The organism is Prosthecodimorpha hirschii (assembly GCF_001305515.1).
GTDB classification, from domain to species: Bacteria; Pseudomonadota; Alphaproteobacteria; order Rhizobiales; family Ancalomicrobiaceae; genus Prosthecodimorpha; species Prosthecodimorpha hirschii.
Window position 1 is genome coordinate 3,980,814 of sequence record NZ_LJYW01000001.1, and the last position, 13,067, is coordinate 3,993,880.

Genomic DNA, 13,067 nt, shown 5'->3' on the forward strand with positions numbered 1-13,067 from the left:
CCGCATGGCCTGCAGGATCGGGGTGGATGTCGGCGGCTCCTTCACGGATTTCGCGGTGCTGGACGATGCCGACGGCCGGCTCGCCAGCCTCAAGGTGTTCTCCCGCCCTGACCGGCCGGGCGAGGAACTGATCGCGGCCCTCGCCCGCCTGGGGGAGCGAGACGGCATCGATCCGCAGGCCGTCGAGCGCTTCACCCACGGCACCACGGTCGGCATCAACACCGTCATCCAGCGCAACGGCGCCCGCCTGGCGCTCTTCACCACGCGCGGCTTCGAGGACGTGCTCGAGATCGGCCGGCTGAAGATCCCGCAGATCCACAATCTCTATTCGGTCCGACCCACGCCCTTGATCCCGCGCGACCGGGTCTTCGGCATCGGCGAGCGCACGCTGGCGACCGGCGAGGTCCTGCAGGCGCCGGAAGCCGCCGATGTCGCCGCCGCGGTCGCGGCCGCCCTTGCGGCCGGCGCCGAGGCCATCGTGCTCGCCTTCCTGAACGCCTATCGCAACCCGGCCAACGAGCGCGCCGTCGCGGCCCTGATCGCCGGCCTTGCCCCCGACCTGCCGGTGATCGGCTCGGCGGAGACCTGGCCGATCATCCGCGAATACGAGCGCACCGTGACGGCGGCGATCAGCGGCTATGTCCGCCCGCGCGTCGCCCACTATCTCGACCGCTTCGAGGCGACCCTGCGCGGCGCCGGCGTGGCCGGGCCGATCCTGATCACCAAGTCCAACGGCGGCGTGATGGGCCTCGACCAGGCCCGGGCCGAATGCGTCCAGATGGTCCTGTCCGGCACCGCCTCAGGCGTGATCGGAGCCGGCTGGCTCGCCCGCGAGAGCGGCTTCGACCGGGTGCTGAGCCTCGATATCGGCGGCACCAGCGCCGACGTGGCGGTGATCCTCGACGGCGAGGCGCAATATGGCGTCGGCGAGAGGGTCGGCGACTTCCAGGTCCACATCCCGTCGGTCTCGGTCTCTTCCGTCGGCCAGGGCGGCGGTTCGATCGCCCGGGTCGACGATTTCGGCGTGCTCCAGGTCGGACCCGACAGCGCCGGGTCGACGCCGGGACCGGCCTGCTACGGCCGCGGCGGCACGCGGCCGACCATCTCGGACGCCATGGCGGCCGCCAACCTGATCGGCCACCGCGCGCTCGGCTTCGGCGCCGTCTCGGTCGACCATGAGGCCGCCCGGCAGGCGATCGCGCCGCTCGCCGCCGCCCTCGATCTCTCCATCGAGGCGGTGGCCGGACGGATCGTCGAAGTCTCCGTCTCGGGCATGTTCGCGGAGGTGAGCGGCCTCGTCTCGCGCTTCGCCATCGATCCGCGCGAATTCCATCTGTTCGCCTTCGGCGGCGCCGGCCCGATGCTCGCCTGCTTCCTGGCGCGCGAACTGGACATGAAGGGCGTCGTGGTGCCGCCCTCGCCCGGTGTCGTCTCCGCGCTCGGCGGGCTGATCGCGGACGTGAAGAACGACTTCATCCGCACGGTCTATCGCGAGGCCGACGCCGCCACCGTCGCCGCACTGGACCGCGACATGCGCGCGCTGACCGCGGAGGCACGCGACTGGCTCGCCCGGCAGGGCTTCAGTGGGCCGGGCGAGATCGGGCTTTCGGCCGACATGCGCTATGCCGGCCAGTCCTACGAGATCGAGACGCGCCTCGATCCGGCCTGGCTCGCCGCCGGCGACGACGGCGCTTTGCGCGACGCCTTCCATGCCGAGCATGCCCGCGTCTACGGCCATGCCGACCCGTCCGCGTCCGTTCAGATCGTCAATCTGCGCTTGGTCATCGTCGGCCGCACGCCGAAGCCGCGTCTGGCGCGTCTCTCTGCGGCCGACGGCCCAGCCGTTCCGCGGGCGACCGTGACGGCCTTTTTCGACGGCCGGGCGACCCCGACCGCGCTCTACGACCGTGCGGCCCTCCAGGCCGGCCACCGCTTCGCCGGTCCGGCGGTGATCGATCAGGACGACACCACCACGGTGGTGCCGCCCGGCTTCCAGGTCGCGGTCGATGGCCTCGGCAATCTCCTCATCACCCGGTCGGAGGGCTGAGTCATGGCGTTCGATCGCCGCAACCTGAAGATCCTGGCCAATTTCTGCGAGGCCGCCGCCGACGCCATGGCGTTCACGCTGATGCGCACGGCGCATTCGGCCTTCGTCAAGGAGACCGAGGACTTCTCCTGCCAGATCGTCACCCGCGACGGGCTGGCCTTCGCCAATCCGCGCCATTTCGGCGCGCCCTGGTACAGCGGCATCGACTATCAGCCCCTGATCGCCATGTTCGACCACTACGAAGAGGGCGATATCGGGCTGACCAACGATCCCTATAGCGGCTTCGTTGCGACCCACACGCCGGACCTGCATGTCTGGAAGCCGGTCTTCCACGAGGGCGAGATCGCCTGCTTCGTCGTCGGCCATATCCACAACACCGATGTCGGCGGCGCCGTGCCGGCCTCGCTGTCGCGCGCGCTGACCGAGATCGAGCAGGAGGGGCTGCGCATCCCGCCGGTCAAGCTGGTCTCGGCCGGCCGGCTCGATCCCTTCGTGGCCGAGATGATCCGGACCAATGTGCGCATGCCCGAGCAGAATCTCGGCGACCTGCAGGCCCAGATCGCGTCGCTGGCGATCGGCGAACGCAAGATCGGCGAGATCATCCGCCGCTTCGGCTTCGCCGATTTCCTGGAGGGCGTCGAGGCGATCCTCGACTATGCCGAGGCGCAGGCGCGGCGCATCCTTTCGACCATCCCGGACGGCGACTATTTCTTCGCCGACTTCGCCGACGAGGACGCGCCCGGCGGCCGGCCGAGCCGGATCGCGCTGACGCTCCGGATCCGCGGCGACGAGGTCGAGCTCGACTATACCGGCAGCGACCCGCAGCTCGCCTCCTCGCTCAACATGCCGACGGGCGGGCGCGAGCGCCATCCGCTGGTCATGGTCGGGCTGACCTACGTGCTGTTCACCCTCGACAACAGCCTGCTGCTCAATGCCGGCACGCTCAGACCGGCGCGCGCCGTGCTGCCGGAGGGCTCGGTCGTCAACTGCACCCGGCCGGCGGCGGTCGGCATGCGCTCGCTGACCTGCGCGATGACCCAGATCGTCACCGTCGGCGCCTTCGCCAAGGCGCTGCCGGACCTGATCCCGGCCGCCTCGCCGGGCGGCAATGCGATCATGAACATCAAGACGGCGGGCCGGAACGGGCGGCCCGTGATGGCCTCGATCGGTCCGGTCGGCGGCGGCGGCGGTGGCACGCCCTTCGGCGACGGCGGCGACGGAGCCGGCGGGGCGACCGGCTTCCTGCGCAACACCCCGATCGAGATCTCCGAGGCCGAAGTCCCGATCCGCTTCCTGCGCTACGGGCTGGAGCCGGATACCGGCGCGCCCGGCCGCCATCGCGGCGGGCTGTCGGCGGTGATGGAATTCGAGATCGCCGCGCCGGATACGGTCGTGACGGCGCGCAACCGCAACCGCTCGATCCTGGCCGGCTGGGGCGTGGCCGGCGGCGAGGCCGGCTGCGTCTCGCATTTCGTGCGCAACCCCGGCCGGCCCGATGCGGTCGAACTCGGCAACACCGATGTCGTGCGCTGCGGTCCGGGCGACGTGGTCCGCGTGGTCGGCCCGGGCGCCGGCGGCTGGGGCGATCCGTTCGAACGGCCGGCCGAAAGGGTGCTGGCCGATGTCCGGCGCGGCGCGGTCTCGGCCGAAAGCGCGCGGCGCGACTACGGCGTCGTACTGCGCGACGGCGCCGTCGACGACGCCGCCACGCTGGCCCTTCGCGCCGGCCGCCCGGTCCGGCCGGCGCGGGATTTCGCCTTCGGCGCCGAGCGCGACGCCTTCGAGGCGGTCTGGACCGAGGAGCGTTTCGCCCTCCTGACCGATTTCCTTGCCGCCGCACCGGTCGACTGGCGCTACTTCCTGAAGCAGCGCGTGTTCGACCGGGTCGACGCCGGGACGGACCGGGCCGCATCGGTCGCCGACGAGATGGCGGCGATCTTCGCCAGCCTCAACGCGCAATTCCGCTGGTAAGCCGCGCGTCCGTTCCGACGGTCCGCGGCCGGGATCACGATCGGATGCGGCGCAGCATCGGCAGCCTGAGCCGTGCATGCCGGGTTGTCCGAAGCCGCTTCACCCGGCCATTTCGGCCGTCGGCGCAAGGCTCGGCGCCGCTGTCGATCCGCGTTCGATCAGGGTCGGGCGGAGCATGAATTTGCAGCGGGTCTCGCGGACCTGCCCCTCGCGCGTGGCCATCCGGAACAGGAAGTCCGTCGAGGCCGTCGCCAGTTCCTCGACCGGCAACGCGATCGTGGTGATGCCGTCGCCGCACCAGCGCAGGGTCGGCGAATCACCGAAGCCGACGAAGGACAGGTCACGGGGAACCGACACCCCGTGCCGGCGCACGCTGTCATAGGCGCCGATGCTGATGCGGGCGCCGGCGGTCACCACGGCGGTCGGCGGGCGGGCGCCGCCAAGGAGCCGGTCCATGGCGGCGCGGCCGAATTCGCTGTCGCAGCTTCCGGCATGGATCAGGTCCTCGTCGACCGCGATGCCGGCCTCCTGCAGGGTCCTGCGGAACCCGGCGAGCCGCAACTCGCCGGTCGAGATCGCCACCGTCGAGCCGATATAGGCGATCCGGCGGTGCCCGCGGGCGATCAGGTGGCTCGCCGCCAGCCGCATCGCCTCGACATCCTCGATCCCGAACCAGTCGGATTCGACCGCGGGGCAATGCCGTACGAACTGGATGTGATCCATCGACCGCATGAGCTTCAGCGTCTCGGGCCGCGGCGCGATGCTTGGGATCATGATCACGCCGATCGCCCGGGCGGAGCGCAGGTTGCGCAGGTGGTGCAGTTCGAGCGCCGCGTCGTCGTCCGTGACGGCCAGCACCAGCTGCACGCCGCGCTCCCGGCAGCACCGGGCGATGGCCTTGGCGGCGGTCGAATAGAGATCGTTCTGGATGTCGGGGACCAGCAGCCCGACCATCGCGCTGGTGCCCGTCCGCATGGCCTGGGCGGCGCGATCGACGACATAGCCGTGGCGTTCGGCCGCTTCGGCGACCCGCTCCCGGGTCTCGCGGCTGATTCTGGGCGAATCCGCCAGCGCGCGGGCGACGGTCGAAACCGAAAGTCCGAGCGCTTCGGCGAGGTCCTTCATCTTGACCGGTTGCTTCATCGACAGTCCTGCGCAATCGATTGCGCGTCTCATGGTTCACGGGCGACAAACTAGCAGGCACATCGGGCTGTTTACAGCGCAATCGTTTGCACGTACCGTTTCCTCCAGACGCGGCAGCGGTGCCCGGGACACCCGGACCGCATTCGCATTGTCCAAAAAGACCAATCGGGAGGATTTCATGGATTCGGGCTTCGGAACACCCATTTCGCGCAGGCGCCTCGGCGGCCTCGGGCTTGCGGCCCTGGCGATGCCGGGCGTGATCACCTCTGCCAGGGCGCAGCAGAAGTTCATCTGCCGGATCGCCCATACCGAGGGCATCGGCACGCCGATCACGCTGGCTTTCGAGAAGTGGACCGGCATTCTCAAGGAGAAGAGCGGCGGCCGGATCGACGCCCAGCATTTCCCCGCCGCCCAGCTCGGCGGTCTCGCCCAGGCGCTGGAAGGCAGCCGGATCGGAACCATCCAGGTGACCACGGCCGGCCCCGACAGCGAGGAGGCGATCGCCCCGGAGATCGCGGCCTTCGGTGGCGCGCCCGGCTTCATCTACAAGGACGAGGCCCATGTCGACCGCGTCCTGCAGGGGCCGCTCGGCAAGGAAGTCTCCGACATCGCACGCAAGAAGACCGGCGTCGAATTCGTCGCCTATGCGGAGACCGGCTTCCGCCACATCCTGTCCAAGCGCCCGGTCACCTCGCTGGAGACGCTGAAGGGCCTCAAGATCCGGGTGCCGGAATTGCGCATCTGGGTCGATTTCTGGAAGGCGCTGGGCGCCAACCCGACTCCGCTGCCCTATTCGGAGCAGTATTCGGCGCTGTCGACCGGCGTCATCGACGGGCTCGATTCGGACTTCTTCTCGATCATCGGCTTCAAGTGGTTCGAGCAGGCCAAGAACATCACCGTGACGGCGCATTGGTTCCTGCCCAAGGCGGTGCGCGTCAACGCCCGCTGGCTCGATAGCCTGCCGGCCGACCTGCAGGATCTCGTGCGGAGCTCCGCCCGCGAAGTCTTCGCCGAGCAGCGCGCGACCAATCGCGCCAATGCCGACAAGGCGCTCGCCGACCTCGAGAAGCTCGGCTGCTCGGTCAACCGGGTTTCGCCCGAGGAGCGCGCCCAGTGGGCCAAGCTCACCGCGCCGCTGTTCGATCAGTTCGGCGCCAAGAGCCCGGAGACCAAGGCGATGATCGAGAAGATCCGGCAGCTCGCCTGATCGCATCCCGCACGCCGTCGGCCGGAGCGTGCATCCGGCCGACGGCGCCCGTCTGTCGCCCCCGGATTTCGAGTGCCATGGTTGCCCAAATGATGTCGGAAGATTCGACCGTCCCGCCCGCCGCGTGGCGCGGCTTCGGGCTGCTCGACGGCGTTCTCGAGACCCTCTGCGTCGGCCTGATGCTCGGCTCGGCCGGGATCGCCGTGCTGCAGGTATTCTGCCGCTATGTGCTCTCCGCGGCGTTGCCGTGGCCGGAAGAGGTCGCGATCTGGCTGTTCACCTGGGCGGTCTTCCTCGGCATGGCGCTCGCCGTGGGACGCCGCTCGCATATCGCCATCGACCTGATCAGCCGGCATCTCCCGCCGCGCCTGCGCCGGGTCCATGCCCATATGGTCGAGGCCATGGTCGCGGCCACCAGCGTCATGATGGTCGTGCAGGGCCTGGATTTCGCCGGGCGGGCCATTCAGGTTTCGCCGGCGATGCAGTGGCCGCTGACCTGGCTCTTCGTCTCGATCGCGGCCGGCGGCGTGCTGAACCTCGTCTATCTGGTGCGCCCGGTGGGCGGCCGGCCGAGCCTCGCCGGACTGCTCTGCGTCCTCGCCGGTGCGGCCGTCTATCTGGCGGTCCGGCATGGGGCGGCGCTGGTCTGGCACGAGGCCGGCAGCGCCACGGCGCTGATGGCGGTGGCCTTCGTGCTCGTCTTCCTGGAAGTTCCGATCGCCTTTGCGCTGGCCTTCGGCGCCTTTGCGGCTTTCGCGCCGCTCGGCGACATCATGCTGGTCATCGTGCCGCAGAACATGGCGTCGTCGCTGAATTCGTTCACGCTGCTCGCGATCCCGTTCTTCATCATGGCGGCGGCCGTGATGAATGCGGGCGGCATCACGTCGCGTCTGGTCGATTTCGCGATCACCCTGGTCGGCCATTTCCGCGGCGGCCTCGGCCAGGCGAACGTGGTCACCAACACGCTGCTGGCCGGCGTGTCCGGATCGTCGACCGCCGACGCTTCGGCGATCGCCAAGCTGATGGTCCCCGAAATGGAGCGGCACGGCTATCACCGCGCCTTCGGCTGCGCGCTGACCTCCGCCTCCTCGACGCTCGCCAACCTGATCCCGCCGAGCCTCGGCCTGATCATCTACGCCGCGCTCGCCTCCGTGTCGGTCGGCGCCCTGTTCGTCGCCACCATCATTCCGGGCCTGATGGCCGCCGCGGCGCTGATCGTCGTGGTCTATGTGGTCTCCCGCGTGAAAGGCTTCGGCGGCAATGTCGCGCGGGCAAGCTGGGGCACGCGGGGCGACGCTCTCGTCAAGGCCATCCCGGCCCTGCTGCTGCCGCTGCTCATCGTCGGGGGCGTCCGCTTCGGCGTCTTCACGGCGACCGAGGCCGGCGCCGTGGCCTTCGTCTACGCGCTCCTGTGCGGCGCCTTCTACTACCGCAGCCTGTCGGCGCGGCGCTTCCTGGAGGCCGTCCGCGAATCGACCTTCGACACGGTCGTCATCGTGGTGATCATCGCCGCCGCCGCGCCCTTCGCCTGGGTGCTCGCGGCCGAGCAGGTGCCGCAGAAGATCGCCGCGGCGCTGGGCGCCTATACCCAGAGCCCCGTCCTGCTGCTGCTGCTGATCAACCTCTTCCTGCTGGTGGTCGGCCTGTTCATGGAGATGATCGCCGCGATGGTCATCCTGGTGCCGATCCTGGTGCCGGTGGTGGTTGCCGCCGGGGTCGATCCGGTCCAGTTCGGCATCGTCCTGGTCATGAATCTGGTCATCGGTGCCCTCACGCCGCCGATGGGCGTCCTGGTCTTCACGACGGCGCGCGTCGGCGGCGCCAATGTCGTCGAGGTCTTCCGCGCCGTCCTCCCCTTCATCGCCGCGCTCTGCGCCGTCCTCCTGCTGGTCACCTACGTGCCGGTCCTCACCCTTGGCCCGGTCCGCTGGCTCGGCCCCTGATCGGAACGCATCTGCCATGACCAAGCTGCGCATCGGCATCGTCGGCCTCGGGATGGCGGTCACCCCCCATGCCCGCGGCCTCATGGACCTCGCCGACACCGTCGAGGTGGCCCACGCCTTCAGCCCGAGCGCGGAGCGGCGGGCCGCCTTCGCCGGGCGGTTCCCGTTTCCGCTCGCCGACAGCCTGGACGCGATCCTCGACGACCGGACCGTCGACGCCGTCCTCGTGCTGACGCCCGCCAACACGCATCTCGATATCGTCCGCCGCTGCGCCGACGCCGGCAAGCATGTGCTCCTCGAAAAGCCGATCGAGATCACCTCCGCGCGCGCCGAGGCCGTCGTCGCCGTCTGCCGCGCCGCCGGCGTGACGCTCGGCATCGTGCTGCAGCACCGGTTCCGGCCGGCCGCGATGACGCTGGCCGGTGAGATCGCCACGGGCGCGCTCGGCGAGATCGTCGGATGTTCGACCGTGATCCGCCTGTGGCGGCCGCAGAGCTACTACGACGAGCCGGGCCGCGGCAGTTTCGCCCGCGACGGCGGCGGCGTCCTGATCTCGCAGGGCATCCATACCCTCGACCTGATGCTGAGCCTGGCCGGCCCGATCGCCGAAGTGGCCGGCAGCGCCCTGACCAGCCCGGTGCATCGCATGGAGACCGAGGACATGGTGGCGGCGGCGGTGCGCTACGCCAACGGCGCCATCGGCACCATCGACGCCACGACGGCGGCCTATCCGGGCTTTCCCGAGCGCATCGAGCTGATCGCCCGCAACGCGACCGCCTCCCTGGTCGGAACCGCGCTGCAGATCGCCTGGCACGACGGCCGCCGCACCGAGATCGAGCCCGACCGCAGCGCGGGCGGTACCGGCGCCGACCCGATGGCCTTCCCGCACGACTATCACCGCGCCGTCATGGCCGACTTCGCAGCCGCGGTCCGCTCCGGCGGCAAGCCCCGGGTGACCGGCGAGGAGGCCCTGAAGGTGCATCGGCTGATCGACGCGCTGATCGAAGCCGGCCGAACCGGCGAACGCGTTCGCGTCCGGAGCGACTGAGCCGCCATGATCCGCTTCGCCGCCATCGGGCTCGACCACCGCCACATCTACCATATGGTCGCCGAGCTCTCCGCCGCCGGGGCCGAATGCGCGGGCTACTGTCCGTCGACCTCCGACCCGCGCGTCCTGGCCGGATTCCGGGAGCGTTTTCCGCATCTCGAGCCGGTCGACCGCCGTCGCCTGCTGGAGGACCCGACCATCGCGGTCGTCTGCTCGGCCGCGATCCCGCGCGACCGGGCCGGGATCGCCATCGAGGCGATGCGGCGCGGCAAGGACGTGATGGTCGACAAGCCGGGGGTAACCACATCCGCCCAACTCGCGGCCGTCGAGGCCTGCGTCGCCGAGACCGGCCGCATCTTCTCGGTCTGCTTCTCCGAGCGCTTCGTCGTCCGCGCCGCCGAAGTGGCGGCCCGGATCGTAGCCGACGGCGGCATCGGCACCGTGGTGCAGACCATCGGGATCGGCCCGCATCGCCTGAACCGGGCCATCCGCCCCGCCTGGTTCTTCGACCCGGCCGCCTATGGCGGCATCCTGGTCGACATCGCCTCGCACCAGATCGACCAGTTCCTGTTCTTCACCGGTTCGACCGATGCGGTGATCGTCGCCAGCGCGGTTGCCAACCATGCCGTCCGCGATATCCCGGCCTTTGCGGATTTCGGCGAGATCCTGCTGCGCAGCGATCGCGCCTCCGGCTATATCCGGGTCGACTGGTACACCCCGGACGGCCTGCCGGCCTGGGGGGACGGCCGCCTGACCATCCTGGGGACCGACGGCACCATCGAACTGCGCAAATATGTCGACATCGCCGGCCGCCCGGGCGCCGATCATGTCTTCGTCGCCGACCGCAAGGGCACCCGCCATATCGACGCCTCGGCCGAGCCGCTGACCTATTTCCGGCATTTCCTCGACGACGTGCGCGACCGCTCCGAAAGCGCCATGCCGCAATCCCATGTCTTCCGCGTCACGCGCCTGTCGCTGGAAGCCGAAGCCCGCGCGGCGCGCATCGGCCAGCCTGCGGCGTAACGGGAACCGCAAGACTTCGGCCGGGGGCGGGCGGCCCGGGCCGGGGCCGAAGGTCGGTCCCGGGACGGGATCGCCGCATCGGATCGTTTCGTCTGCCCGCGACGGCGACCCGCCTGCCGGACAGCTAGGCGGGTCGCCCGTGAGCTCGACCGTCTGATCAAGGTGCGGGGCGACCCGCCGATCGTGCTCGGCGACACCGGCACCGATCCGACGTCCTACGCCATTTCTCGCCTGGCAGCAGGACCACCGCGTCGCGTGGCACGCTATCGCGCCGGCCAAGCCGATCCAGAACACCTTCGTCGCGAGCCTCAATGGACGGTTCGGCGACGAGCGCCGCGACGAGTATCTCTTCCAGGGCCGGTCGGCAGCCAGCGGGATCATCAGGGCTTGGTGCTTCGACGACCATGACCACCGGCTGCACACTATTCTGGGCGGCCGAACCCCGAACGCGTTCGCAACACGGTCCCAGAAAGACCAGAACCAGATCAGAGTCCGGTTATGAGCGGGGGCAATTTGGGGGCAGGGTCACATCAAAAACTGAAACGACGCGCCCGTGAGGATGAAGATGGGAGCTTCTATCTTATTGTAAAGAAATACGAATATGTGCGCCGCGCGCAGCGTCATGGGAGCGCGGCAATCCCGCAACCAAGCGGCGGATTCCTCAACTGCGCTCCAGTTCACGGAGATAGGCGCAGAGCATGTCGGCCATAGCATCCGCATAGGCACGGGCCTCGGCGTCAGTCCTGGGCGTTTCCGAGAAGTCCTTCCCGACTGCGATCACCGTCGTGCTGACGAGGTCGCCAGCCAGTCGCCGGCCTGCATCCGGAATGTTCGGGAGCGCGTCGCGCATGAACCTTTCGATGATGCGATCGCCTTCAGCGTGAATTTGCTCCGCCTCGTCCGAGTCGCGATAGAGCGGCGCGGCATCGTCGAGTGCCCCGCGCAGCGCCGCTTCCTCGATCTCGGAGCGGACGAACGCGTGGACAAGGCTTCGTAGCCGTTCGAGCGGCGGCCGCGCTGTGTCGCCCAAGATCGCTCCCCATTGCTCCGTTGTCTGACGCCATTCGTCGCTTTGCAGCCGGAACAAGATGGCCGCCTTGTTCGGGAAATACTGGTAGAGCGACCCGACGCTGACGCCGGCCCTTTCGGCGACGCGTGCCGTCGTGAAGCGCTGCGCGCCCCCCTCCGCCAGAACCTGAACAGCCGCTTCCAGAATCGCCGAGACAAGCTCGGTCGAGCGAGCCTGCTTGGGCTGCTTTCGCGAGGAAATCCGTGGGTTTGGTCGATTGCTCATCCGGGCGCCGGAGAATGCGAATAGGAAATGTGACGAAACAATCGTATTTTGATTCCCGAGACAGAACAACACCTTACTTCGAAGGATTGCCTCATGACCACCCTGGACACTGCGCCCGTCGCGCCACTTCTGGACCGGCTGTTCGCGGAAGCCGAGGCGGCGACGAGCCCGGCCATGGTCGAGCTCTCCCGCGACGAGCGGGACCGGCTGATGCGCAGCAAGACCGAGTATCTCCGCCTCTATGGGCTGATGAAGGATCTGTGGCTGCCGGTTTCGCGGGAGACTGGCGCGCTCCTCTACATGCTAGCGCGCAGCGCAGGTGCGCGCAGCATCGTCGAGTACGGCACGTCCTTCGGCATCTCGACTTTGCATCTGGCGGCTGCGCTGCGCGACAACGGCGGCGGACGCCTCATCAGCAGCGAATTCGAGCCGTCGAAAGTGGCGCGGGCGCGCGAGCACCTGACGGAAGGCGGCCTGGTCGACCTGGTGGAGATTCGCGAGGGCGACGCCCTGGAGACGTTGAGCGCCAACCTACCCGACAGCGTCGACCTGCTGCTGCTCGACGGGGCGAAGGCGCTCTACCCGGATATCCTCGCTCTGGTCGAGAACCACCTCAGACCCGGCGCGCTCATCGTCGCCGACAATGCAGACCTTAGCCCGGAATATCTGGAGCGCGTGCGCCGACCGGGCGGCGGCTACATGTCCGTGCCGTTCGCCGACGATGTTGAGTTGTCCATGCGGGTCGGCTGAACGCGGAGCCTGCTGTGGGTCTCAAAACAAGAAAATCAGGAGGTAAACCATGCGCATTTTCGTAACCGGGGCGACCGGCTGGGTCGGATCGGCTGTCATCGACGAACTTTTGAACGCCGGCCACCGAGTCACGGGACTTGTCCGGGACAGGAGCAAGGCCGCCGCACTAGGTCATAAACTCATAAATGGTATTCCCCTTTCGATCGAACGGTGATTCAAGCTCCTTGAAGGAGCCGACCATGAGCCAGCGTCGATACGAACTGACCGATTTCGAGTGGGGGATTATCGCCCCTCTGCTTCCGAACAAGCCGCGTGGGGTACCTCGGGCGGACGATCGGAAGGTTTTGAACGGCATCTACTGGCGCCTTCGAACGGGATCCCCCTGGGCCGACATCCCGGAGCGCTACGGCCCGGCGACGACCTGCTACAACCGCTTCGTCCGATGGCGGAAGATCGGCGTCTGGGACCGGATTTTCGATAGGGTTTCCGCGGCTTACGATGGCGATCTCCAGATGATCGACTCCTCCTCCGTTCGCGTGCATCAACATGCCGCGAACGTAAAAAAGGGGGCTTCACCGACGCGGAAGCCGCCGCTGGGGACGAGCCTCACACCCGATGCATGGGGCGCTCGCGAGGCGGAC

General features: G+C 68.8%; 11 protein-coding genes and 1 pseudogene. 10 read left to right on the forward strand and 2 right to left on the reverse strand.

Features of this window, described 5'->3' with window-relative positions; genetic code table 11:
* The first annotated feature begins 4 nt into the window (after positions 1-4).
* Positions 5-2,047, forward strand: a complete 2,043-nt coding sequence (locus tag ABB55_RS17505; RefSeq protein WP_054359950.1) for a hydantoinase/oxoprolinase family protein — start codon at positions 5-7, stop codon at positions 2,045-2,047.
* Positions 2,048-2,050: 3 nt separating this feature from the next.
* Positions 2,051-4,018, forward strand: a complete 1,968-nt coding sequence (locus ABB55_RS17510; RefSeq protein ID WP_054359951.1) for a hydantoinase B/oxoprolinase family protein — start codon at positions 2,051-2,053, stop codon at positions 4,016-4,018.
* Positions 4,019-4,117: 99 nt separating this feature from the next.
* Here ABB55_RS17510 and ABB55_RS17515 read toward each other — a convergent pair whose 3' ends face one another.
* Positions 4,118-5,161 (reverse strand): LacI family DNA-binding transcriptional regulator, encoded by a 1,044-nt coding sequence (locus tag ABB55_RS17515; protein ID WP_054359952.1) that lies wholly within the window; start codon positions 5,159-5,161, stop codon positions 4,118-4,120.
* Between the two features lie 178 nt (positions 5,162-5,339).
* On the opposite strand from ABB55_RS17515, the gene ABB55_RS17520 reads away from it, so the two are divergent.
* The 5 genes from ABB55_RS17520 to ABB55_RS31300 all read left to right on the forward strand — a co-directional run bounded on the left by ABB55_RS17520 (position 5,340) and on the right by ABB55_RS31300 (position 10,884).
* Positions 5,340-6,368 carry a TRAP transporter substrate-binding protein gene (locus ABB55_RS17520; RefSeq protein WP_054362137.1) on the forward strand — a complete coding sequence of 343 codons (1,029 nt, stop codon included), beginning with the start codon at positions 5,340-5,342 and terminating at the stop codon, positions 6,366-6,368.
* A 77-nt stretch (positions 6,369-6,445) separates the two neighbouring features.
* Entirely contained in the window at positions 6,446-8,311 is a 1,866-nt protein-coding gene (locus tag ABB55_RS17525; protein WP_200912038.1) for a TRAP transporter large permease, read from the forward strand.
* Between the two features lie 16 nt (positions 8,312-8,327).
* On the forward strand, positions 8,328-9,359 hold the full coding sequence (locus ABB55_RS17530; RefSeq protein WP_054359953.1) for a Gfo/Idh/MocA family protein: 1,032 nt from the start codon (positions 8,328-8,330) through the stop codon (positions 9,357-9,359).
* Positions 9,360-9,365: 6 nt separating this feature from the next.
* Positions 9,366-10,382, forward strand: a complete 1,017-nt coding sequence (locus tag ABB55_RS17535) for a Gfo/Idh/MocA family protein (protein ID WP_054359954.1) — start codon at positions 9,366-9,368, stop codon at positions 10,380-10,382.
* Between the two features lie 205 nt (positions 10,383-10,587).
* Positions 10,588-10,884, forward strand: a complete 297-nt coding sequence (locus ABB55_RS31300) for an integrase core domain-containing protein (RefSeq protein ID WP_083464146.1) — start codon at positions 10,588-10,590, stop codon at positions 10,882-10,884.
* Positions 10,885-11,043: 159 nt separating this feature from the next.
* Here ABB55_RS31300 and ABB55_RS17540 read toward each other — a convergent pair whose 3' ends face one another.
* Entirely contained in the window at positions 11,044-11,676 is a 633-nt protein-coding gene (locus tag ABB55_RS17540; protein ID WP_054362139.1) for a TetR/AcrR family transcriptional regulator, read from the reverse strand.
* A gap of 93 nt (positions 11,677-11,769) precedes the next feature.
* On the opposite strand from ABB55_RS17540, the gene ABB55_RS17545 reads away from it, so the two are divergent.
* From ABB55_RS17545 to ABB55_RS29090, 3 genes and pseudogenes are all read left to right on the forward strand, one after another.
* Positions 11,770-12,426, forward strand: coding sequence for an O-methyltransferase (locus ABB55_RS17545; protein WP_054359955.1), 657 nt, complete (start codon positions 11,770-11,772; stop codon positions 12,424-12,426).
* 49 nt (positions 12,427-12,475) lie between these two features.
* Positions 12,476-12,595 (forward strand): annotated as a pseudogene (locus ABB55_RS29085) (NAD-dependent epimerase/dehydratase family protein); the annotation flags it as partial.
* Positions 12,596-12,665: 70 nt separating this feature from the next.
* On the forward strand, positions 12,666-13,067 hold a 402-nt coding region (locus ABB55_RS29090), incomplete at its 3' end, for an IS5 family transposase (RefSeq protein WP_244472065.1).

Coding starts and splice junctions, on each gene's coding strand:
- ABB55_RS17530 (WP_054359953.1), top strand. CDS start 8,328: ATGACCAAGCTGCGCATCGGCATCGTCGGCCTCGGGATGGCGGTCACC.
- ABB55_RS17535 (WP_054359954.1), top strand. CDS start 9,366: ATGATCCGCTTCGCCGCCATCGGGCTCGACCACCGCCACATCTACCAT.
- ABB55_RS17520 (WP_054362137.1), top strand. CDS start 5,340: ATGGATTCGGGCTTCGGAACACCCATTTCGCGCAGGCGCCTCGGCGGC.
- ABB55_RS17515 (WP_054359952.1), bottom strand. CDS start 5,161: ATGAAGCAACCGGTCAAGATGAAGGACCTCGCCGAAGCGCTCGGACTT.
- ABB55_RS17545 (WP_054359955.1), top strand. CDS start 11,770: ATGACCACCCTGGACACTGCGCCCGTCGCGCCACTTCTGGACCGGCTG.
- ABB55_RS17525 (WP_200912038.1), top strand. CDS start 6,446: ATGGTTGCCCAAATGATGTCGGAAGATTCGACCGTCCCGCCCGCCGCG.
- ABB55_RS17505 (WP_054359950.1), top strand. CDS start 5: ATGGCCTGCAGGATCGGGGTGGATGTCGGCGGCTCCTTCACGGATTTC.
- ABB55_RS17540 (WP_054362139.1), bottom strand. CDS start 11,676: ATGAGCAATCGACCAAACCCACGGATTTCCTCGCGAAAGCAGCCCAAG.
- ABB55_RS17510 (WP_054359951.1), top strand. CDS start 2,051: ATGGCGTTCGATCGCCGCAACCTGAAGATCCTGGCCAATTTCTGCGAG.